The sequence below is a fragment of the Kitasatospora sp. NPDC034023 genome (genome assembly GCF_055575795.1).
Window position 1 is genome coordinate 248707 of record NZ_JBVIRY010000003.1, and the last position, 20771, is coordinate 269477.

23 protein-coding genes are annotated in these 20771 nt (G+C 72.9%); 13 read left to right on the plus strand and 10 right to left on the minus strand.

Annotation, left to right across the window (positions count from 1 at the left end):
* Position 1 precedes the first annotated feature (1 nt).
* The 3 genes from ACZ52R_RS06380 to ACZ52R_RS06390 all read left to right on the plus strand — a co-directional run bounded on the left by ACZ52R_RS06380 (position 2) and on the right by ACZ52R_RS06390 (position 2938).
* Positions 2 to 742: a leucine-rich repeat domain-containing protein gene (locus ACZ52R_RS06380; RefSeq protein WP_465619317.1), complete on the plus strand. Its 741-nt coding sequence runs from the start codon at positions 2 to 4 to the stop codon at positions 740 to 742.
* Positions 743 to 972: 230 nt separating this feature from the next.
* Positions 973 to 2262 carry a threonine--tRNA ligase gene (gene thrS, locus ACZ52R_RS06385; protein ID WP_465619315.1) on the plus strand — a complete coding sequence of 430 codons (1290 nt, stop codon included), beginning with the start codon at positions 973 to 975 and terminating at the stop codon, positions 2260 to 2262.
* 184 nt (positions 2263 to 2446) lie between these two features.
* A complete protein-coding gene (locus ACZ52R_RS06390; protein WP_465619313.1) occupies positions 2447 to 2938 on the plus strand; it encodes a hypothetical protein in 492 nt (163 codons plus the stop codon).
* A 150-nt stretch (positions 2939 to 3088) separates the two neighbouring features.
* Here ACZ52R_RS06390 and ACZ52R_RS06395 read toward each other — a convergent pair whose 3' ends face one another.
* Positions 3089 to 4108 carry a hypothetical protein gene (locus ACZ52R_RS06395; RefSeq protein WP_465752910.1) on the minus strand — a complete coding sequence of 340 codons (1020 nt, stop codon included), beginning with the start codon at positions 4106 to 4108 and terminating at the stop codon, positions 3089 to 3091.
* A 113-nt stretch (positions 4109 to 4221) separates the two neighbouring features.
* Between ACZ52R_RS06395 and ACZ52R_RS06400 the strand changes: the two genes are divergently transcribed.
* The 3 genes from ACZ52R_RS06400 (at position 4222) to uppS (ending at position 6295) form a co-directional block, all read left to right on the plus strand.
* Positions 4222 to 4521 carry a PadR family transcriptional regulator gene (locus ACZ52R_RS06400; RefSeq protein ID WP_031071696.1) on the plus strand — a complete coding sequence of 100 codons (300 nt, stop codon included), beginning with the start codon at positions 4222 to 4224 and terminating at the stop codon, positions 4519 to 4521.
* Positions 4518 to 5306 carry a hypothetical protein gene (locus ACZ52R_RS06405; RefSeq protein WP_465752912.1) on the plus strand — a complete coding sequence of 263 codons (789 nt, stop codon included), beginning with the start codon at positions 4518 to 4520 and terminating at the stop codon, positions 5304 to 5306. The genes ACZ52R_RS06400 and ACZ52R_RS06405 overlap by 4 nt, the downstream gene beginning before the upstream one ends.
* 212 nt (positions 5307 to 5518) lie before the next feature.
* The gene (uppS, locus tag ACZ52R_RS06410) at positions 5519 to 6295 is read left to right on the plus strand and encodes a polyprenyl diphosphate synthase (protein ID WP_465619306.1); all 777 of its coding nucleotides are present in this window, start codon (positions 5519 to 5521) and stop codon (positions 6293 to 6295) included.
* Between the two features lie 57 nt (positions 6296 to 6352).
* Here uppS and ACZ52R_RS06415 read toward each other — a convergent pair whose 3' ends face one another.
* Positions 6353 to 6763 carry a VOC family protein gene (locus ACZ52R_RS06415; RefSeq protein ID WP_465752914.1) on the minus strand — a complete coding sequence of 137 codons (411 nt, stop codon included), beginning with the start codon at positions 6761 to 6763 and terminating at the stop codon, positions 6353 to 6355.
* A gap of 82 nt (positions 6764 to 6845) precedes the next feature.
* Between ACZ52R_RS06415 and ACZ52R_RS06420 the strand changes: the two genes are divergently transcribed.
* Positions 6846 to 7385, plus strand: coding sequence for a MarR family winged helix-turn-helix transcriptional regulator (locus tag ACZ52R_RS06420; RefSeq protein ID WP_465752916.1), 540 nt, complete (start codon positions 6846 to 6848; stop codon positions 7383 to 7385).
* Between the two features lie 15 nt (positions 7386 to 7400).
* Here the strand turns inward: ACZ52R_RS06420 and ACZ52R_RS06425 are convergent, their stop codons facing one another.
* Positions 7401 to 8024: a C40 family peptidase gene (locus tag ACZ52R_RS06425; protein WP_465752918.1), complete on the minus strand. Its 624-nt coding sequence runs from the start codon at positions 8022 to 8024 to the stop codon at positions 7401 to 7403.
* Between the two features lie 212 nt (positions 8025 to 8236).
* Between ACZ52R_RS06425 and ACZ52R_RS06430 the strand changes: the two genes are divergently transcribed.
* Entirely contained in the window at positions 8237 to 8641 is a 405-nt protein-coding gene (locus tag ACZ52R_RS06430; RefSeq protein ID WP_465619298.1) for a RidA family protein, read from the plus strand.
* A gap of 51 nt (positions 8642 to 8692) precedes the next feature.
* On the opposite strand, the gene ACZ52R_RS06435 is transcribed toward ACZ52R_RS06430, so the two are convergent.
* The 4 genes from ACZ52R_RS06435 to ACZ52R_RS06450 form a co-directional block, all read right to left on the minus strand.
* Positions 8693 to 9181: an SRPBCC family protein gene (locus ACZ52R_RS06435; RefSeq protein ID WP_465619296.1), complete on the minus strand. Its 489-nt coding sequence runs from the start codon at positions 9179 to 9181 to the stop codon at positions 8693 to 8695.
* Positions 9178 to 9597, minus strand: a complete 420-nt coding sequence (locus tag ACZ52R_RS06440; protein WP_465619294.1) for an ArsR/SmtB family transcription factor — start codon at positions 9595 to 9597, stop codon at positions 9178 to 9180. The genes ACZ52R_RS06435 and ACZ52R_RS06440 overlap by 4 nt, the downstream gene beginning before the upstream one ends.
* Positions 9598 to 9825: 228 nt before the next feature.
* Positions 9826 to 10875 carry a trypsin-like serine peptidase gene (locus ACZ52R_RS06445; protein ID WP_465619292.1) on the minus strand — a complete coding sequence of 350 codons (1050 nt, stop codon included), beginning with the start codon at positions 10873 to 10875 and terminating at the stop codon, positions 9826 to 9828.
* 123 nt (positions 10876 to 10998) lie between these two features.
* Complete coding sequence (locus ACZ52R_RS06450) at positions 10999 to 11925, minus strand: trypsin-like serine peptidase (RefSeq protein ID WP_465619289.1); 927 nt, start codon at positions 11923 to 11925, stop codon at positions 10999 to 11001.
* 373 nt (positions 11926 to 12298) lie between these two features.
* Here ACZ52R_RS06450 and ACZ52R_RS06455 point away from each other — a divergent pair, with 373 nt between their 5' ends.
* Positions 12299 to 13153: a hypothetical protein gene (locus ACZ52R_RS06455; RefSeq protein WP_465619287.1), complete on the plus strand. Its 855-nt coding sequence runs from the start codon at positions 12299 to 12301 to the stop codon at positions 13151 to 13153.
* A 239-nt stretch (positions 13154 to 13392) separates the two neighbouring features.
* On the opposite strand, the gene ACZ52R_RS06460 is transcribed toward ACZ52R_RS06455, so the two are convergent.
* On the minus strand, positions 13393 to 14067 hold the full coding sequence (locus tag ACZ52R_RS06460; protein ID WP_465619285.1) for a hypothetical protein: 675 nt from the start codon (positions 14065 to 14067) through the stop codon (positions 13393 to 13395).
* Between the two features lie 389 nt (positions 14068 to 14456).
* Here ACZ52R_RS06460 and ACZ52R_RS06465 point away from each other — a divergent pair, with 389 nt between their 5' ends.
* The 4 genes from ACZ52R_RS06465 to ACZ52R_RS06480 all read left to right on the plus strand — a co-directional run bounded on the left by ACZ52R_RS06465 (position 14457) and on the right by ACZ52R_RS06480 (position 18417).
* A complete protein-coding gene (locus ACZ52R_RS06465) occupies positions 14457 to 15167 on the plus strand; it encodes a ScbR family autoregulator-binding transcription factor (RefSeq protein WP_465619283.1) in 711 nt (236 codons plus the stop codon).
* Between the two features lie 298 nt (positions 15168 to 15465).
* Positions 15466 to 16365 carry an AfsR/SARP family transcriptional regulator gene (locus ACZ52R_RS06470; protein ID WP_465619281.1) on the plus strand — a complete coding sequence of 300 codons (900 nt, stop codon included), beginning with the start codon at positions 15466 to 15468 and terminating at the stop codon, positions 16363 to 16365.
* Positions 16366 to 16452: 87 nt separating this feature from the next.
* On the plus strand, positions 16453 to 17253 hold the full coding sequence (locus ACZ52R_RS06475) for a TetR family transcriptional regulator (RefSeq protein WP_465619279.1): 801 nt from the start codon (positions 16453 to 16455) through the stop codon (positions 17251 to 17253).
* 360 nt (positions 17254 to 17613) lie between these two features.
* Positions 17614 to 18417 carry a putative protein N(5)-glutamine methyltransferase gene (locus ACZ52R_RS06480; RefSeq protein ID WP_465619277.1) on the plus strand — a complete coding sequence of 268 codons (804 nt, stop codon included), beginning with the start codon at positions 17614 to 17616 and terminating at the stop codon, positions 18415 to 18417.
* Between the two features lie 98 nt (positions 18418 to 18515).
* Here the strand turns inward: ACZ52R_RS06480 and ACZ52R_RS06485 are convergent, their stop codons facing one another.
* Positions 18516 to 18944: a PPOX class F420-dependent oxidoreductase gene (locus ACZ52R_RS06485; protein ID WP_360505111.1), complete on the minus strand. Its 429-nt coding sequence runs from the start codon at positions 18942 to 18944 to the stop codon at positions 18516 to 18518.
* Between the two features lie 319 nt (positions 18945 to 19263).
* Complete coding sequence (locus ACZ52R_RS06490) at positions 19264 to 20685, minus strand: pyridoxal phosphate-dependent decarboxylase family protein (RefSeq protein WP_465619274.1); 1422 nt, start codon at positions 20683 to 20685, stop codon at positions 19264 to 19266.
* Positions 20686 to 20771: the final 86 nt, after the last annotated feature.

The following is a 20771-nucleotide window of genomic DNA, read 5'->3' on the forward strand; positions in this document are numbered from 1 at the left end:
CGTGACGGACGTGACCCTGAACCTCTGGCGGCAGCCGCTCGACGAGGTGCCGGCCGAGGTGTGGGACCGCACCGACCTGACGGTGCTCATCCTCGCCGACACCGGGATCTCCGAACTCCCCCCGGCCATCGGACGGTTGGCCGCTCTGCGCACCCTCGACCTCGGGCACAACAAGCTCGCCGAGGTCCCCGCCGGGCTGGGCGACCTCACTGGGCTGGGCGACTTCCTCTACCTGCACGACAACGCGCTGACCACCCTGCCGGACGCCCTCGGGCGGCTCACCGCACTGCGCTACCTCAACGTCGGCGAGAACCGGCTCACCGAACTCCCCGCGGCCATCGGCGAGATGACCGCCCTGGTCGAGCTCCGCGCGCAGCACAACCGCCTCGGCGCGCTGCCCGAGGAGATCGGCCGGCTCCGTGCGCTACGCGAACTCTGGCTCCGTGGCAACGAGTTGACCGCACTGCCGGACTCCATGGCCGGCCTCACCGAGCTGCGCGAGCTGGAGCTCAGGGAGAACGCCCTCACCGAGGTGCCGGCCGTGCTCGCCGGGCTGCCGCTGCTGCGCCGCCTCGACCTGCGCGGCAACCGGATCACCGAACTGCCGCACTGGCTGGACGAACCGGGTGCGCTGCCCGCGCTGCCCGCGCTCGAGAAGCTGGACCTGCGGTGGAACGAGGTGCGGCCGTCCGCCCGGGTGCTGGACGCGCTCGGTGCGCGCGGCTGCGTCGTCCTGTACTGAAGCCGCCCGACTGTCGAGGCCGTTCGTCGGACCCCCTCGGAAAGATCTTGCGCGCGTCTTCCGACCTGCTACGGTTGATCGCATGAAGCGCGCTGCACTCGTCACGACGACGCCGGAGAGAGTCCCGGCGCGCTGACTGCTGACCTAGTCCGAAGCCCCGGGGCGAGTGCCCCGGGGCTTCGTCGTCTCCGGCTCCACTCGCCCGCAGCCCCAGAGTGGAGACCACCGCCATGAACGCCCACCCGTCGCACGGCCGGCCCCTGCCCGACCAGCCCCGGGGCTGCCACCCCCAGCACGACCACCGCAAGCTCGGCCGCGAACTCGACCTCTTCGACACCGACCCGCTGATGGGCTCCGGCCTCCCGTACTGGCTGCCCGATGGCGCCGCGATCCGGCACACCCTTGAAGAGTTCATCCGAGGCCGCGAGCGCCGGGCCGGCTACCGCCACGTCTACTCCCCGGTGCTCGGCAAACGAGAGCTGTACGAGATCTCCGGCCACTGGGCGCACTACCGCGAGGACATGTTCCCGCCCATGGAGCTGGGCTCGGAGGAAGTGGTGCTGCGGCCCAGCCTCTGTCCGCACCATGCCCTGATCTTCCGCTCCCGCCCCCACAGCTACCGGGAACTCCCGCTGCGCATGGCCGAGTTGGGCGGCATGTACCGCTCCGAGCTGTCCGGGGTGCTGGGCGGACTGACCAGGGTCCGGGCGATCCAGCTGAACGACGCGCACGTGTTCTGTACCCCCGAGCAGGCCGCCGACGAAGCCGTCGCCGCGCTGGAGCTGATCCGCGAGGCACACCGGGCGCTCGGCATCGTGCCGGTCCGCTACCGCCTCTCGCTGCCCGGCGACGGCGGCAAGTACGTGGCGGATCCCGCGCTGTGGGAGCGCGCCACCGCGCTGCTCACCGATGTGCTGGAGCGCTCCGGGGTGCCGTTCGAGGCGGCGGAGGGCGAGGCCGCGTTCTACGGGCCCAAGATCGACGTGCAGATCGCCGACGGCGCCGGGCGCGAGTTCACCCTCTCCACCGTCCAGATCGACTTCCACCAGCCCGAACGGTTCAACCTGCACTACGTCGGCCCGGATGGCGCCAAGCACCGCCCGGTGATGGTCCACCGCAGCGTGATCGGCAGCGTCGAGCGGGTGGTCGCCCACCTGATCGAGCTGTACGGCGGCGCGTTCCCGGCCTGGCTCGCGCCCGCCCAGGTCGTGCTGCTGCCGATCTCCGACGCCGAACTGCCGCAGGCCGAACGGCTCCGGCAGCGCTGCCTGGACCTCGGACTGCGCGCCGAGGTCGCCGGTCCCGAGCACGGCAGCCTCGGCGCCCGGATCCGGGAGGCCCGGCTGGTGCCGTACCAGGCGGTGATCGGTGCCAAGGAGGCCGTGGACGACCGGGTCGCGCTGCGCCTGCGGGACGGCCGCCGACTGGAGCCGCTGCCGGCCGAGGAGGCCTTGGCGCGGATCGGTGCCCTGGTGGCCGCGTGCAGCGCCGAGCTGTGGGAGGTCGGCGCGGAGGGGTGACCGGGCCGTCGCGCGGGCGAGGGGCCCCGGGGGTCGGACCCCCGGGGCCGGTGGCATACGTACGACTAGTGCGGTGCGCGCTGTGTCGGCGGCGCCGTGGGTGGCGGCCGCCCGTCGAATGGGCGCGGCGGCCGAGTCCAGGGCCGCCGCTGTCCCCCTCTGCCACCTGTACCGGAGGTATCCCGTGCGCATCCCGCGCAGACTCGTCGCCCCCGCCCTCGCCGGCTGTCTCGCGCTCGCCGGGGCGGTGGCCGCCGCTCCGGCCGGCTCGGCCCAGCTCCGCCCGCTGCCCGTGCCCGACGTCCAGTACTGCGCGGCCGTGCTCGGGCACGTCCCCGGCGCGGACGCGGCCTCGCCGGTCCTCGGGCGGGCCTGCTCGCCGGACTCCCGGGCCGACGCACTCGCCCGGGCCGACGGCCGCACCCGTACGGCGGAGCAACCGGCCGACCGTACGCTGCTGCTGGAGGAGTACAAGGACATCAACTACGGCGGCGGCGTCATCTACACGTTCTACGGGGACGCGGGCGGCTGCGATTCCACCGGCTACCACCTGGTGAACTACATCGACGTGGCGCTCAGCGTGTCCTCGATGCAGGGCTACAACAACTGCAACACCGTCCACCTCTGGTCGCCGCTCAACGACGCCGTACGCGAGCTGCAGGTCTACCACCGCTGACGGCTCGGCCCGCCGGGTGCTCCGGCCGCCGGCCGCCGAGGTGGTGCCCGGCGGCCGGCGCGTGCCGGGTCGCCGGGAAGGCGCAACCCCCGTGACGTCGAGGTGCTGTCCGGGCAGCGATCGCGTCCTTCGGAGAACCGGCTCCCGCGCTCACGCCCCGGCTCCGATCGCGACCACGCCGAAGGTGAGCACACCCGTCAGCAGTGCGCCGACGAGCGTGACGATCGCCCAGGGGCCGATGGAGTCGGCGTGGCGCCCGAGCCCGAGGAGCTGCCAGAGGGTATCCCGTAGCGCCAGCGAGACCGGCAGCGCCGAGGCCGCCGCGGTGGTCGCGATCCGGGCGGCGCGGCGCGCCCTCGTGGTGGGCGGGGGAGCGGCGAACCGGAGGGCGGCGTTGCAGGTCACCGTGAAGGCGAAGGTGCCGCCGGCGAAGACCGCGCTCTCCACCGCGAAAAGCAGCACTCCGGGCCAGCCCTCGCCGGATGCCAGCCCCGTGGCCACCAGCAGGCCGGCGGCGAGGGCGGCCGCAGCGGCCAGCGCGGTGAAGCGCCGGCGGGTGAAGCCGAGCACATCGCTGCGGTCGATCAGCGTGGTGAGCCGCCGTCCCACCCGCGGGTGACGGCCGGTGAGCAGGTTCGCCAGGGGCAGGACGTCGTCCAGCCAGTCCCCGCCCCCGCATGTCGTTCCGGGCAGCAGCCGGACCGCCCGGCGGTGCAGGAACAGGCCGGCGGCCGTCATCGTGGTGAGCGCCGGCAGGGAGGCGACCAGCCAGGGGGTGCCGTCGTTCCAGAGCCCGCGGTTCGCCCGCGCGGCCACCGCCACCCAGTCGGCGGCGAGCGTGGCGGTGACGAGCAGCGTGCTGACCAGAGCGGTCCGGAGCAGTTGCTCGACCCGGTAGCGCGGCAGTGGCCGGTCACGGCGACACAGCAGCATCCGGACCGTGCCGAGTGCGCCGAGTAGTGGGACGAAGAAGAGGGTGAAGGTCACCACCGCGTCGTACGGGTCGTCCTGCCAGGGGCTGCCCGCCCGGACCGCGCGCACCTGCGTCGTCAGGAAGGCGAACGCGGTGAAGGCGGCGGCGCCGGCGATGGACGTCCACAAGGCCGCTGCTGCGGCGCGGCGGGCGGGGTGTCCGATGTCCAGGTGATGGTTCGTCATGTCATCGCGCATGGCGGTGATAGTACACATCACGTAGTACGTGGCGCGTAGTTCATGCCGCGTAGTATGGTGCTCCGTCAGAAGCGGAGGAACAGGCGGAAGAGCAAGCAGAGGAGCAAAGCGACATGCAAGCCAACGACGCCCAGACACTGGTGCTCTGCGCGCTGGCGGACGGGCCACTGCACGGATACGCCATCAACACCGCGATCGAGGAGCTGACCGGGGAGCGGCTGGGGCCCGGCAGCCTCTACGGGGCGCTGGCCAGGTTGGAGTCGAAGCGGCTGATCGAGCCGCTCGACGGTCAGGGACGCCAGCGCCCCGTCCAGCTCACCCCCCTCGGCCGCGAGGTGCTGGAACGCGAGCTGCGGGCGATGGCCCGCGTCGCGAACGCGGGACTGCGACGCCTGGGGGTGAACCCCGCGTGAGCGTCGTCGCCCGAGGCCTGGTCAGGCTCTACCCGGACGCCTTCCGCGAGCGTTGGGGTTCGATGGTGGAGGACGAGGCCCGGGGTGCGGGCTGGAAGTCCTGGCCCGACCTGGTCGCGGGCATCGTGGACATGTGGCTGCACCCGGCCCTCTGGCCCGCCGACTCCCCGACGCAGCGCCAGCGGCGGGTTGCCACCATGGGCATCACCGTCGCCCTCGCCGCCTGGTTCCTCGGCCACCTGGCCGCCGAACAGGCCGGCCCGTTGCCCGCCGACGGCATCCGCGACGGGGTGACGCACGGCTGCACCACCCTGCTGCTGCTCGGCATCGCCCTGGTCGCCCCCCGGCCACGGCGGACGGCGGCCGCCGCGCTCACGCTGCTGGGCTGGGCGCTGCGCCGCCTCGCCGTGCCCACGGCCCTCGGCACCGCCGTGGTCGTCCTGGTGCACAGAGGCGTCGACGCCGACGCCTCGCCGCCCACCCTGCGCACCGCCCTGCTCGCCGCCTGGTGGATCGCTCTCGGGCTCGGCGCGATCCAGATCCCCCGCATCTTCACCGGCGTCGGCGCGGACGCCGTCGTGCCGCCCGGCACCGGCCGCCTGCGCGTCGGCGTCTGGACCCTGGCCGGGGCCAGCGCCACCGGCGGAGCGACCATCCTCGGCCGCTCCGTCACCGGTGACGGGTTCCACCCGCTCGGCACCGCGATCGGCGTCGGCCTGCTGCTGCTCACGGCGGTGTGCGCGGGTACCCTGCGCGACCTGCGCGAACTCCCGTCGGCCTGCTGAGCCCGGAGCGCCTTGGTCAACTGCCGTCACTGCCAAAGGTGTTGTCATGCAGCGCCCAGCGGCCGGCGACCGCGACCGGCCGGCCACCGTACCCGGCCGCCCGGCATCGCCTTGGCGTGCCCTCCGGCGGGGCTGCCCGACGCCACGGCCCGGACCGAACCCCATGAACCCGGCGCCGCCCGAACGGGCGGGCCTCCCCGACCACTTGGACGGTGCTCATGCCTGACCTGCTCCGTGCCCTCTACACTCGCCGCCTGCGACGCAGGGTCATGGCGGGCCCGCTGCCCCGGCACGTCGGACTGATCATGGACGGCAACCGCCGCTGGGCCCGACACATGGGCATGGCCAACCCCAGCATCGGCCACAAGGTGGGCGCCGAACACGTCGAGGAGGTGCTGTCCTGGTGCGAGGCCCTGGCGATCACGCACGTCACCGTGTTCGTGTGCTCGACCGAGAACCTCCAGCGCCGGGGCGACACCGAAGTCGCCTACCTGATGCGGCTGATCGAGCAGGTGGTCGTCGACCGCCTCATCCGCCCGGACGCCCGCTGGCAGGTCCACCTCGCCGGAACGACCGACGCCCTGCCCGACAGTACCGCGCACGCCCTCAAGGAGGCTGTCGAGGCCACCCGGACCAGCACCACCGGCGCCCACCTCACCCTGGCCGTCGGTTACGGTGGCCGCCAGGAGGTCGTCGATGCCGTCCGTGACTTGATGTACGCGCGCGCCGAGTCCGGCGCGTCACTGACCGAGGTCGCGGATGCCCTGACCGTCGACGACATCGCCCCGCACCTCTACACCGCCGGCCGGCCCGATCCCGACCTGGTCATCCGCACCAGCGGCGAGCAGCGGCTGTCGAACTTCCTGCTCTGGCAGAGCGCGTATTCGGAGCTGTACTTCTGCGAGGCCTACTGGCCCGCGTTCCGCGAGGTCGACTTCCTGCGTGCCGTCCGCAGCTTCGCCGCCAGGCAGCGGCGCTACGGCAGTTGAGCCGGCGGCCACACCTGGACGACGGCTCCGGGGCCCGGGCCGAGCGGGACGGTTCTCTCAGTACGACTGGAGCTCGATCAGGTGGCCGTCCGGGTCGCGCAGATGGGCGGTCCGGAGGTTCGGGCCCCACTCCGGGCGGTCGGTGGCCTCGACGGCCAGGGTGCCGCCGTGGCGCAGGCAGAGGTCGAGGGTGGCGTCCACGTTGTCCACCCGGAAGACCAGCATCGCGGCGTCCTGCGCGGGTGCGGCGGGGCGGGCAGGCTGCTCGGCGGTGCCGAGCGTGGCGGCCATCGCGGCGCGGTCGTAGAGCACCAGGACGGCCTGGTCGGCGAGGTCCCAGTTGGCGTACGGGCCCCCGGGTGCGCCCTTGACCAGGGTGGCGCCGGTGAGCGGCGGGAGGATCGCGCCGTAGAAGGCGAAGCAGTCGGCGAAGCGGGTGACGAGCAGGCGGGGGTACAGGGCGTCCACAGTCGAACTCCTGGGGGCGATGGGTTGGGGCCGAAATTAGTGGGTTGCAACCCACTATAGGGAGAGACCCTAGACTTCCGCCATGGTCTCCGAGAACCCGCCCCCCGCTTCCGAGCTCCCTGCTTCCGAGCTCCCTGCTTCCGAGCTCCCTGCTTCCGAGCCCGAGCGCGCGCCCGAGCTCCCCCCGACGCTGCTGGACCTGAGCACCTACCTGCTCTCCCGGGTTGGGAAGACGGCCCGTGGCCGGCTCGCCGAGCGGCTGGCCGAACGCGGCCTGCGGCTCTGGGACATGGCGGTGCTCGCCTCGCTCGCCGACTTCGGCCCCCAGGTCCAGCGGGACCTGGTACGGCGGTTGGGCCTCGACCCGAGCGACCTGGCCAAGGTGGCCGACCAGCTCGCCGCCGGCGGGTACGTCGAGCGCGCCAGGGACCGGGCCGACCGGCGCCGGGTCTCGGTCTCGATCACCGACGCCGGACGGGCGCTGCTTGCCGAACTCGACACTCAGGCACGGGCGGTGCAGGACGAGGTGCTCGCTCCGCTGGACGCGGGGGAGCGAGAGGTGCTGCAGTCGCTGCTGCTGCGGGTCCACCGGGGGTCGGGGGAGCCGCGCAGGGGACTGTGAGCGGGGAAGCGGCGCTCAGCCGACGGGCTGCCCGGGGCGGCGCGCGCCGGCGAACTCGCCCGCCCAGCGCGGGACGTCGAGCACCTGCTCGACGCGGGCGATCAGCGTCCCGGTGCGCTCGGCGTGGATCATCGCGCCGTCGCCGACGTAGACCCCGACGTGGTGCAGGGGCGCGTCGGGACGGGAGAAGAACAGCAGGTCGCCGGGGGCGAGCGCGTCGCGCTCCACCGGGGCGCTGCGGTTGAACTGCGCGACGGTGTAGTGCCCTAGCTCGACGGTGCCGTGGCTGGCCCGGTGCCAGCAGTAGAGCGACAGGCCGCTGCAGTCGAAGCCGACCGTCTTCTCGCCCAGGCACACGCCGTTGAGGTAGCCGTTCTCGTCGTCGCAGAAGCCGAGGCTCGCGCCGAGCCGGTCTCCGCCGCCCCAGGCGTACGGCACACCGATCTGGGCCGCGGCCACGGCGGCGACCCGCAGGCCCAGTGCGTCGCTCGGCGGCGTGCTCCTCTCGGGCGGCGCGGTGGGGATCGCGTGCGCCGCCGGGGCGAGTGCCGGGACCAGGCCGGCTCCGAGCGCGAGGCCGAGCATGCGGCGCCGGCCGACGCCGGTGTCCTGGTCGCGGTCGGACGGTTGGGGTTCCATGGGGCGGCTCCCGGACGGTGGTTGCGGGTGGAAGTGCGCGTAGCGGCACCAGGATTCCGTTCCGGCGGGGCCGTCCGCCATCACCCGCAACGGTGAATCGTGGGCGCACCGGCCTTGGAACGGCGGGAAGTTCCTCGCTAAATGGTTTGACGGTCGTTCAGGTGGAGCCAACGATGGGCGCGAACGTTCGGTCGGGACCGTAGGAGGACCTCATGAGCAGCGCCGTCAAGCTGATCCGCGCCACGCGTCTGACGCCGGCCGTCGACTACGCCTACGGCGCGGTGGTCGAAGCCCCGGCGCGCTCGCTGTGGCTGGCCGGGGCCTGCCCGCTCGACGAGGAGGGCCGGACGGTCTCCGTCGGCGACTACGAGGGACAGGCCCACCAGGTGATGCGTAACCTGATAACCGTGCTGGAGGACGCGGGCGCCGGGCTCACCGACATCGCCCGGACCACCGTGTACGTGGCCTCCGGGGACCGGGCGGACCTGGTGAGGGTGTGGAACGTCTACCGCGCGTACATGGGGGAGCACGATGCGCCCAGCACGCTGCTCGGCGTCTCGGTGCTCGGGTACACCGACCAGTTGGTGGAGGTCGAGGCGGTGGCCGTGCTGCCCTGAGGGATGGCCGTGCCGCCCTGACCGCGCGGAAGCCCGGCGTGCCGAGGCGGGTCAGCTCGCGGCGAGCAGGGCGTCCAGCTTCCGGTAGCCCTCGACCACTCCGTGTTCCATGCCGCTGGCCAGGATGGCGTCCCGGGCCACCAGGCTGTCGACCACCGACAGCACGGTCACGCGGGTACGGCCCTCCCCGGCGGGTTCGAAGGTTGCGGTGTCCAGCGAGACGCCGTCCGGCACGCCCTCGTACGTGAAGGTCTGGACGAGCCGGGTGGTCGGCCGGACCTCGTGGAAGGAGCCGTAGAAGGCGGCGATCTCCTGACCCTCGCGGTGCATCGAGTAGCGGTAGTGGCCGCCAGTCCGCACCTCCCAGGTGTCGATCTTCATCTCGAGGTCCTTCGGGCCGAGCCACTGGGCGACGAGCTCGGGCTCGGTCCAGGCCTGGAAGACCCGCTCCTGCGGGGCGTCGAACTCGCGGACGATCCGGATGGTGGGCAGCTGCGGGTCCGCCTCGATCCGGGTCTCGGGGCCGGTGGTGGAGGTCATGACGGGACTCCTTCGCTCTGCTGGGGCTTCGGTCGGTCGTTGCCTTCGTGGTCTTCGTTGTCTTCGTCGTTGTCGGTGCGGGGGTGGGCGGTGTGGTCGGCCATGTCCGCGAGGAGGGCGTCCAGGCGGCCGAACCGCTCCTCGGCCTGGCGCCGGTACCGTTCGATCCAGCTCGTCATCACGTCGAACACCTGCGGCTCCAGGTGGCAGGGACGGCGCTGCCCGTCCCGGCTGCGACTCACCAGCCCGGCCTCCTCCAGTACCTTCAGATGCTTGGAGACGGCCTGCATGGTGATCGCGTAGGACTCGGCCAACTCACCCACGGTCGCGTCCCGGATCGAGAGCCGGGCCACGATGTCCCGCCGCGTCGGATCCGCCAGGGCCACGAACGCCCGGGACAGCTGGTCGACAGCCACCTGCACACCCCTGTTCATCCTCAACCGATTGGTTGAGAACAACGCTACGCCGCTCCGCCCGCTTGTTCAACCGTTTGGTTGTGGAAGCCGCTGATCGGCAACGGGTGTGGCGCCGGCGGCCGGGCACGGGTCCTCCTCGACCGGGGGAGGTGCCGGCCGAGGAGGGGTGAACGGACCGAACCGGGGCTGAACGAGTACGGGCTGAACGAGGAGGCGCCGACCGAGAGGTCAGGCCACCCGGGTCTGCGCCCAGCTGTAGAGGCGGCGGGCGCTGTCGCCGAGGCGGGTGGCGTAGAGCGTCTTGCTCTGGCCACCCGCGAGTTCGTCGCTGGTGGTGGTGACGCCGACGACGGTGCCGATGCCGGTCCGGGTGTCGAACTGTGCGAGGTGGGGGCCGCCGCTCGCCCCGTGGGACATGTCGCAGGGCTCACCCCACAGCAGGGGGGCCTTGGGGCCGGGCTGGGCCGGTCCGGCGCAGTGGATCATGCGTGATCCGGTGTAGGTGGCGCTGGGGTTGTTGAGTCGGTCCTTCGGGTACCCGAAGGTGTGGATGAACTCGTCCTTGACGGGCTTGGTGAACGCGATCCGCTGGCTTCCCGTGACGTCCGCGATCCGCCGTCCCCCGGCTGAGGGGTTGGCCACGAGCATTCCCGTGTCGTAGCCGGCGACGGCGACACCGTCCGAGGTCGTCGTGCTCGGATCGGCGTCCCAGCGGGAGGACGTGGCCACGCTCCTGATGGTGAAGCCGCCGAGCGGTTTGGTTCCGTTGCGGTAGCCGGGCACGAAGTAGAGGTTGTGGTTCCACGTGGCGTCGGTGGCGGGAGCCCCGACGGCCCGCAGACAGTGCGCGGCCGAGATGACGGTGCTGTGGTTCGCGCTGTTGACGACCGTTGCGGTGCAACTGCCGTCGTAGCCGTCGGCGAAGGTGAAGAAGAGACGGCCGACGCTCGTGTTCACCGCTCCGCCGTGCGTCCAGGTCGATCCGGGATCCAGCGTGTTCGCGGGAAGCGGATGTGGATCGTCAGGCGTGTTGTCGTCCTCCGGCACGGGGGTGATCTCGGGGACCATGGCGCCCGCCAGCTTCATCCGCATCGGCGTCCAGTAGGTGTCGATCCGGCTGCGCTCCTGTTCGGTTGTGGCGCCGGAGTGCGTCGTGACGGATTCCTGCTCCGCGGCGAAGGCCGTGTCCGGCAGCAGCACCGCGGCGGTGGTCGCACTCAGCAGGAGGGCTCCCGCGGCGGCGAGCTTGCTGGGAAATGCTCGGTGGAGGGCTGACATCGTTGCCAATCTTGGGTCGGGTCGGGTTGGCCGAGTGGGGTTGGTCGAGATGGGTTGGTCGGGCGCGGCTCGATTCGGGAGGCGGTCGTGACCACCGGATCGGGGCGTGCCGGCGTCGACGCCTCAGGAGCGTTCGGCGGCCTTGTACAGCGGCTTCGTGATCGCGGAGGTGAACTGCGGGCCGACCAGGTGCCGGAGGCAGGCGGCGTTGCCGTGGTCGCAGACCTGGCCCGAGGAGTCGAAGAAGGCACTCAGGGTGTCGTCACCCACCACCGTGCCGATCCCGGAGGACGGGTCGAAGTCGGCGATGCGGGGACCGCCGCTGGAGCCACCGCCCATCACACAGGGAGCGCCCCACTCGCCCCGGGGCTCCGGGTGCTCCTTGGTGCCGGGGTACTCGCGGGTCTGCCCCACGCAGTAGGCGAGCCTGGCCCCGGTGTACTCCGGCAGGCCCGCGCGCCCGGGATCGCCCGAGGCCTCGCGCGGATAGCCGAACTCGTGGACCGACGCGTTGCCCGGCCGGTCGAAGCCGATGCGCTGTGCGGCGCCGACGGCGTCCTGCACCCGTTGGCCGGCGGCGTTGGTGTTCAGGACCAGGAACGCCTGGTCGTACGCGTCGTACGTCAGGGCGTTCTGCTCGTCGTTGCGGAGCCAGGTGGCGTCGGCGACCCCGGCGCGGGCGACGAACGTGCCGTACGGTGCGAGACCGTCGTGGTAGCCCGGGACGAACAGCTCGTTCGACAGCCACTGATTGTCGTTTCCCAGGAGGTCGGGGCTGTTGACGCAGTGCCCCGCCGTGACGACGGTGCTGCGGTTGGCGCTGTTCACGACGGTCGCGGTGCAGCTTTCGTCCTCACCGTGGTTGGTGAAGAACAGCCTGCCGACCGTCCTGCTCAGGGTGTCGGCGCCGGTCCACGGAGCTCCGTCGGGGGCACTCCTGGGCGGATTGCCGGACGACCGCGTGATCAGGGCGGCCATCCGCTCGGGGGTCCAGTAACCGAGGACGGCCTGCTGCTGCGCGGCCGTGACCGCCTCCGGATGGACGACCACCCGGCTTGTGGCGGGCCCGCTCCTCGCTGCGGCCCCGTTCTTCGTTGCGGCTCCTGCGGCTCCTGCGGCTCCTGCGGGCGCGGCCAGCGCCGTGCCGGCTGCCAACACGAGTGCTGTCAGGACGACTTGGGCGCGCGCTCGGCTGCGGATCCTGGTGTGGTGACCGCCGATCCGGTCATGGATAGGTGACATGTCAGGCACCGTAGGGACGCGACGTCAGAATCCCGTCTACGGCGAGTCTCATCCCTTCATCGATGACAGCAGAATCCGGTAAAGAGCGTTTCATTCCTGTATCGGTCGCAGCTGCTGCCCTGCTCGCCCCCTGCGCTGGTCCGGGGCCGTCCGTGATCCGGCGCTGTGGGAGCATGATCGGATGCCCGAGCAGCCTGATGCCCAGCCCGATGCCCAGCCTGATGCCCGGATCGACCTGTCGGCAGACCTGCAGGCCGACCCGATGTCCGGCCGGTGGCCGCTCGCGCCGTCCGGCGAGACCGACTGGCTGGGGGAGCTGTGCGGTGACGGCGTGCTCGGGTTCATGGCGCCCGCGATGCCCGACGCCGTCTGGGTGCTCAACGCCATGTACGAGCACGAGCGGGGGCCGAGCGAGCTCTCGTACAACGACTACCGGCAGGCCCGGTTGGCGGACGGGAGCGCACAGCCGCGTGTGTTCATGGGCGTGGACCTCGATGCCGTGGGTGTCGTCACGGGTGGTGACCTGGGCCGCGCCGAGCACCCGGGGCCGGGCTGGCACCGGCTGCGCTGGGCGGAGCTCGCGGAGCGGACCGGCGATCCCGTGGTGCCCGAGGGGCTGCTGCCCTCCAACCGCTGCTTCCCGTCGGCGAAGAAGGACGGCAGCTGGCCGCTCGGCATCGTCCCGCCCACCGAGGGGAGCCTCGACCGGGAGACCTGGAACCGCCTGATCGCCGTCCTCACCGCGTACGGTCCGGCCGGCCCGGACACCCGGTGCCTGGCCTACTACAACCCGCTGATGCTCGGGGACTTCGACAACGTCCATGTGCGCGCGGGCCGCCTCGGCGACGCCGAAGCCCTCTACGACACCACCGACGTCGACGCCAGCCCCTCCAACCTCTGGGCCGCCGACCGTTCCTGGGTGCTGTGCACCGACTACGACCTCTGGGCCACCAAGGTCGCCGGACCCCCTGACCTCATCGAGGCCCTGCTGGGCGACGCCGAGCTCGAAACCTTGCGGCTGCCCTGGGCGACCTGACACCGGGCCGGACCCGCGAACCCACGTGGACCGGCACCGCACCTGCGCGCGAGGCTTGCGTGGTGACTCCGAACCTGGCCCCCGCAACCTGAGCCGGGACGACGTGGGCCCCGCCCGTCCCGCTGGACCTGGCCGCCGTCGAGGAGCAGCGCATCCTGTCGGAGCGCGCCGCCCGGCGCCTCATCCTGCACGTGGCGGAGTTGTAGGGCCTGGCACCAGAAGTCGGCCTGGCCGACTTCTCACGCGCAGACGCGTTCGCCGGAGACGTGTGCGGACTCGCTCCCGTCCGGGAACCGCGCCAGGTCGGGGGCGACGGTGCCGTCCGCGCGGCGGACCCGGGCGTGCAGGAGGCCCAGCGCGGCCCACGGCGTGCTGACGGCGTAGAGGGTGCGCGGGCCGTGGGTGCCGGGGAAGCGGGCGATGCGCCGGGCGGTGAAGTGCAGGTCGCCGCAGGCGATGTCCTGGACGTCCTCCTGGTCCGCGTAGAGGAAGCTCACCCACCGGCCGCCGGTCACACTGGCCGGGCCCAGGAGGGCGTTCACGGCCGGCGTGCCGTCGTCCGGGAGGGGGTTGCTCGTGCAGCCGACCTCCCGGATGTCCTGGTCCCCGAGCTCGAACTCCTTTCCGTGACAGAACCGTCCGTCGGGGAGGGGCCAGAAGTACCAGATCGTGCCGCCCTCGTCCTGGTAGTGGCCCCACTGTTCTCCGGGCGGATTGTCCTGGGCGGTGGCGCGGATCCGTTCCAGGCCGGCCGCGACCCTGTCTGCGAGCGGCAGCCTGACGGCGGTCGCCGGGATGGTGACAGGGGCGGCAGGGCCCGTCGTCGTGGACGTGCTGCAGGAGGCCAGGGCGGCGAGTGCCAGCCCGGTGGCCGTCGCCATGGCGGCATGGCGACGCAGCGGGTCGAGCTTCATGGTTCCCCCCGGGTACGGCCGTTTCGGCCGTTTCGGCCGCTGCGACCGTACGGTCGACTGACCCGTACGACGCCGCGCTCGAGGGCGGCGGTTGCGGAGCGGCACCGGGTGCGGAGATCGGCCGTAGGCTTGCGGCGAGCTCCGGAATTACCTTTAAAGAAACCAATCGTTCGGTTTTTACGGATGGAAGAAGTCCTTGGAAGAGGCCTCACTGCCGCGGTGGGCGAGGCCTGTGGTGACGGACCTTCAGGTGGGGGCTCGGCGGGTGGTGAGGAAGGGGGAGGGGTCGGGCGATTAACCGACATCGTCTTGCCGGTTGCGGGTTGGGCGCAGCTAAGATACGGGGTGTTTGGTTTTGTTTTCCGGCATCTCAGGGCGGGGTGGTTGCGGTGGTACGGCAGGAGCGGGCGCTCCGGACGCGTCGGCTGATCCTGGAGGCGGCGGCGTCGGTCTTCGACGAGTTCGGGTACGAGGGCGCGACCATCGGCGAGGTGGTCTCCCGGGCCGGTGTGACGCGTGGTGCGGTGTATTTCCATTTCGCGTCGAAGCGGGATCTCGCGCAGGGCGTGGTCGAGGAACAGTTCTCCCAGGACGGAGTTCCCGAACGGAGCTGCAAGCTCCAGGAGTTCGTGGACACCGGGATGGTGGTGGCGCATCTGATGCCACGTGACCCGCTGCTGAGCGCGGGTGCCCGGCTCTCGCTCGGGCAGGACGTGTTCGACGACCTCGGCGGCGGTGCCATCCCGGGGTGGATCGGCCGGATGGAGGCGCTGCTGCTGGCGGCCGGCGAGCGCGGCGAGCTGCTGCCGCACGTCGTTCCGGCGGACACCGCATGGCTGATCATCGCGGCGTGGACGGGGGTTCAGATCCAGTCCCAGAAGCTTTCCGGGCGGGCTGACCTGGAGCTTCGGGTGTCGGGGCTGTTCCAGCACCTGATGCCGAGCATCGCGGTGCCCGGCGTGCTCGGATCGCTGCGGATGGGGCCGGACCGGGGTGCCCAGGTGGTCGCCGAGATCGCGGCGGCCCGTGCGGACGAGGGCGGCGGGGACGAGGGCGACGACGTGCCGGTCGAGGCGCAGGCGGGCATCGGCGTCGGCTGACGGGAGCTCAACCTGCCTCCTGTGCAGGGGGGCTGGGGGAGGATGGGGCGCGCGGGCGGCGGCGGGACCACGGGGTCACGCCGCCTTTGGTTTGCCCTGCGAACACTACCGAGGGTGGTTGTGTGGCTTCTTGCAGTGCCCAGGCAGCCCGCCTTCAAAAACAAACAGCACGTTCGGTTTTGTATTGACAAACCGCGCGTCCTGTTTTTCACTGGTGGCAGTTGCCCCCAGGGGTGTCGACCCGGGTGCCGGCCGCAGCGACGAGCTTGCGGCGTTCCGTGTGATTGGGGTGGTCATCGTGGAAATTCGGGTGCTCGGGGCGTTGGACGTCCGGGTGTGCGGGCTGTCAGTGGTGCCGTCGGCGCCGAAGCCGCGTCAGGTACTGGGGCTGCTGGCCCTCCGCGCGGACCAGGTGGTTCCGGCGGGGGTGCTGGCCGACGAGCTGTGGTCCGGCCGTCCGCCGCGCAGTGCGCGCACCACCGTGCAGACGTACGTCCTCCAGTTGCGCGACCTGATCGACCGGGCGTTCGCCCGGGCCGGCGAGGAGGCGGGGGTGTCCTGCGCCAAGGACGTCCTGGTGACCTCGCCCGGCGGCTACATGCTGAACAGCGGCGGCGGACTGACGGACATCCGGGAGTTCGAGCGGCTGGCCGGCATGGGCTACCGGGCGATCGACGGCGAGGACCACCCGCTGGCCGCCCGGATGCTCGGCGAGGCGCTCGCGCTGTGGCGCGGACCGGCCTTCGCGGACGTCCCGGTCGGCGGCCAACTCGCTGTCGAAGCCAAGCGGTTGGAGGAGACCCGGCTCTGCGCTCTGGACCAGCGGATCGACGCCGACCTACGGCTGGGCCGCCACCGCGTCCTGCTCGCCGAACTCACCGTCCTGGTCGACCGCTACCGCACCCACGAGAGCCTGCACGGCCAGTACATGATCGCCCTGCACCGCTCCGGGCGCCGCGGCGAGGCCCTCGAGGCCTACCAGCGCCTGCGGAACACCCTGGTACGGGAGTTGGGCATGGAGCCCTCGGTCGGGCTGCGCCGGCTGCAGCGCTCCATCCTGCTCACGGGGCCGGAACGACCCGCCGCTGCCGAGCGACCCGTCGGTCCGGAGCGGACGGCGCAGACGGAGCGCGAACCCGCTGTGGGCGCGGCCGCGTTGGCGGACACCGCGGCGGCCCGGCTCAGCCGGGTCGGCTGAGGGCGACGGTCGGAGGACTCGGCGCCCGCCCGGGTGCCACCGGGGCTTGGTCGAACGTGCTTGTCGTCGTGAGGGGTTGTGGGACGGGTGGTCCAGCAGAGGTCGGAACGGACGCGCGGGCGGCTGGTGGAGGCGGGGGCGGGGCTGTTCGACCGCCATGGCTACGCGGGTGCCACCCTCGGCGAGATCGCCGCGGCCGCAGGGGTGACGAAGGGGGCGCTGTACTTCCACTTCGCCTCCAAGGAGGAGCTGGCCAGAGCGGTGTTCGAGCAGGCCGAGCGTTCGCTGCGCGCGGCCTGCGGCGACCAGCGCGCCGCCTCCTCCCCGCTCCAGGGGCTGATCGACGCCGGGTACTGGCTGGTCGACGCCCTCGGGGCGGACCCGGTGGTCCGGGCGGCGTTCCGCCTCGGCCGCGAGGACGGCGGCTGGCAGGCGGAACCGCCACCGGGCGGGGCCGAGCGGAGTGGGGTCGAGCGGAGTGGGGTCGAGCCGGGCGGGGCCGAGCGGGGTGACGTCAAACCGGGCGGGCCGAAGGCCGGCGAAGCCAGGCCGGGCGGTCCGAATCCGGGTGAAACCGGAGCGGTGGACGCCCGGCAGACCCTCGCGGGCATGCGCGGCTTCCACCGCGTCTGGGCCGCCGTCGTCCGGGACCTGCTGGCCGGGGCCCGCCGCGCGGGCGAGCTGCGCGACCGCGCGGGCGGGCTCGGCCCGGAGATCCTGGTGGTGACCGCCGCCTGCGGCCTGGAAGTGGTGTTCGCCGACGGCTGCCCCGCGGAGGAGCGCGCCCGCCGGGTCGGCGCCCTCTGGGACTGGCTGCTGCCCTGCCTGGTCCCCCCGGGCGCGGCCGGCTCCTACCGCACCAGGCCGCCGGTACCGCAGCCCGCCTGACCGGCGGCGAACCGCCTGCCCGGCGCGGAGCCCGCCTGCCCGGCGCGCGAACCGCCTGCCCGGCGCGGAGCCGGCCTGACCGGCGCGCGAACTCCCTTGCCGGCACAGGCCCCCGCGCGACCGGCACGTGCCGCCGACCGGCGTTGCGGTAGGGTGGCTGATGCCGAGTATGACCGTGATTCAGGGAGGTGAGACCCATTACCGGAATGTCCGAGCGGGTGCTCCCGGAGCGCGGCCGTGCGGGCGCCTCGCGCGTGTAGCGCGGGTGACGCACCGGCGCGGTGTCGGCCCTTGCGGGAGCCCTGACGGAGTCGTTTCCTCCTCCGTTCGCTTTCCTCCCGTCTTCCCCAAGGGGTTCTCTTGCCGGTTTTCTCCTCCGTCGCTCTCCGTTCCTCGGTGGTCTCCCGGCTGCGTGCAGCCGGTTGCGTGTTCGCCGAGGACGAGGCGCGGATCCTGCTCCGCGCAGCAGCCGCGCCCGCCGACCTGGCCGCCATGGTCCGCGCCCGTGCCGAGGGGCGGCCGCTCGAACACGTTGTCGGCTGGGCCGAGTTCGCCGGTCTGCGGATCGCCGTCGACCCGGGCGTCTTCGTGCCGCGCCGGCGCAGCGAGTTCCTGGCCGCCGCCGCCACCGCGCTGACCGGCCCGCCCCGCGGCCCGGGCGCGGTGGTGCTCGACCTGTGCTGCGGCAGTGGTGCGCTGGGCGCCGCCGTGGCGGCCGGGGCCGGGCACCCGGTCGAGCTGTACGCGGCGGACATCGACCCGGAGGCGGTCCGCTGCGCCCGCCGCAACCTGGCCGGCACCGGGGCGCGGATCCACCAGGGCGACCTGTTCGCCGCCCTGCCGGCCGCGCTGCGCGGCCGGGTGGACGTGCTGATCGCCAACGTCCCGTACGTTCCGACCGGGGACCTCGCGCTGCTGCCGCCCGAGGCGCGGCTGCACGAGGCCCGGCCGGCGCTCGACGGCGGCGCGGACGGCCTGGACGTGCTGCGCAGGGTGGTCGCGGAGACGCCCCGGTGGCTGGCTGCGGGCGGGTCGTTGCTGTTCGAGACCAGTGAGCGGCAGGTGGCGGCAGCCCTCGGGGTGGCGCGGGCGGCCGGGCTGACGGCGGTGGCGAGCCGGCAGGAGGACCTGGACGCCACGGTGGTCACCGCGACGCTGTGCTGAGCCGCGGGCGGGCGCGGCCACCGTACCCCCGTGACGGTGGCCGCGCCCACCCGGGCGGTTCACCCGGGCCGTTCAGCCGGGCGGTTCACCCGGGCCGTTCAGAGGTGGGTGCCGTACACGTGGTCGACCGGGACGGTGAGCAGCACCCGGCGGTCGGAGACCATCGCCTCGCGGTACTCCGCCCAGTCGGGGTGCTCGCCGGCGGCGCTGCGGTAGTAGTCGACCAGCGCCTCGACCTCGGGGCCGTCGGGGTCGGTGCCCGGACCGGTGAGGGTGGCGATGCCCTCGGCGGTGACCCAGGAGCGCCCGTCCGGCCCGGTCACCTCCAGGCTGACCCGGGGGTCCCGGCGCAGGTTGGCGGTCTTGGCCAGCCCGTCCCGGGTGGAGATCAGGATGACGTTCGTCTCCGGGTCGTAGAACGGCATGACGGGGGAGAGCTGGGGCCGGCCGTCCGCCTTGATGGTGGCGAGGATGCCGAGGCGGCTCTGCGCGAGGAGCGCGTACGGGTCGTACGGTGTGGCGGTCATGGGAGGATCATCGGGCTTCACACGGTGTGAAGGTCAAGGCGCGGCAGGCGTGTTGCGTGGGCGGCGCTCAGGATGACACGCGCGGCGGAACGGCCGGCCGCGGTCGGAACAGCGGGCCGCCGTCGGGGAGCCGCGGTCGGGGAGCCGGGTTGTCGGTAGTGGCTGGTACGGTCCGGGCACACCGGACACCTGGACATCCTGCGGGAGTTGATCGACGGCGGGAGCGGGGACCACGACCGGAGCTGAGCCATCGGCCCGGTGCTCGGGCCCGGTGCCGTCCCCATCGTCATCGTCGTGGGGCCGGCACCGGGCCGCGCCGTCAGGCCTCGTGGCGCCGGTCGGCGGTCAGTTTCCGGACGGCCTGCCCGAGTGCCTCCGCCGTCCGCCGCACGTCGGCCTCCGTGGTGCGCCAGTTGCTGAACGCCGCGCGCAGGGCGGGCCGGTCGGCGTAGCGGGTCGGGGTGACGAAGGCGTCGTCGGCCAGCTCGGCGGCGAGGGCGGCGAGGCGCTCGGGGGTGGGATCCGTCGCCAGGGTGAAGCAGACGACGTTCAGCCGCACCGGGGCGAGCAGGCGCAGGCCGTCGATCCGCTCGACCGCCTCGCCGAGCGCCCGCGCGCCCGCGACGTTGCGTTCCACGATCTCCCGGTGGCCGGCGCGGCCGTACGCGCGCAGGGTGAACCAGGCGGCGAGGGCGCGCAGCCGGTGCGAGTTCTCCGGGGTGAGGTGGACCAGGTCGGGGTGCTCGCCGACCGGGCCGAGGTAGGCGGCGGCGTTCCGGAAGACCTGGGCCTGCAGGTCGGGGCGGCGGGTGAACTGCACGGCGCTGTCGTAGGGCACGTTGAGCCACTTGTGCAGGTCGACGCAGACCGAGTCGGCGAGGTCCAGGCCGGCCACCAGCTCCGCGTGCTCCGGCGACAGCGCGGCGAAGGCGCCGAACGCGGCGTCCACGTGCAGCCAGAACCCGTACCGCTCGCGGAGGTCGGCGATCGCCCGCAGGTCGTCGAAGTCGACGGTGTTGACGGTGCCCGCGTTGGCCACCACGATGCACGGCCCGTCGGCCTCGGCCAGCGCCCGCTCCAGCGCGGCCACGTCCACCGCCTCCCGGCCGGGCAGTAGGGGCACGGACCGCAGCGCCGTCCGGCCCAGGCCCAGCACCGACAGCGCCTTGGAGACGGAGGAGTGCGCGCCGCCCGACAGCACCCGGACCCGGCCCAGCGCGCCGACCCCGTCCTCGGCGACGTCCACGCCGAGCCGCTCGCCCAGCCACTCGCGGGCGATCGCCAGTCCGACCGTGTTCGACATGGTCGCGCCGCTCACGAAGGTGCCGTGGTGCGCCGCCGAGAGCCCGAACAGCTCGCGCAGCCAGCCGACCGTCTCCCGCTCCAGGTGCTGACCGGCCGGGTCCAGCGAGGAGTTGGAGTTCTGGTCGACGGTGGAGGTCAGCCAGTCGCCCGCCAGCGCCGCCGGGGTCGCACCACCGGTCACGAACCCGAAGTACCGCGGCCCGGGACTGCCCGACAGGCGCGGCTCCCACCGCTCGGCGAACTCCGCCAGCGCCGCCGGCAACCCGCCGCCCGCCTCGGCGAGCTTCGCCGGACCGACGGATCCGGCGCCGGGCGGGGCCGCCTGCGGGACGACGGGCCGGTCGGCGAGGCCGTCGAGGAAGGCGAGGGCCTGCTGCCGGGTCTCCTCCAGGAGTTCGGGCAACCGCGCGAGATCGGCGGCGAGTTCGGGGTGCATGCGGGTTCTCCGTTGATCGACTGTGCGCCCGAGCGTAGGGAGCGGCGGGCGCGCTGTCCCGGGCCAATCCGGCGCGGGTGGCCTGG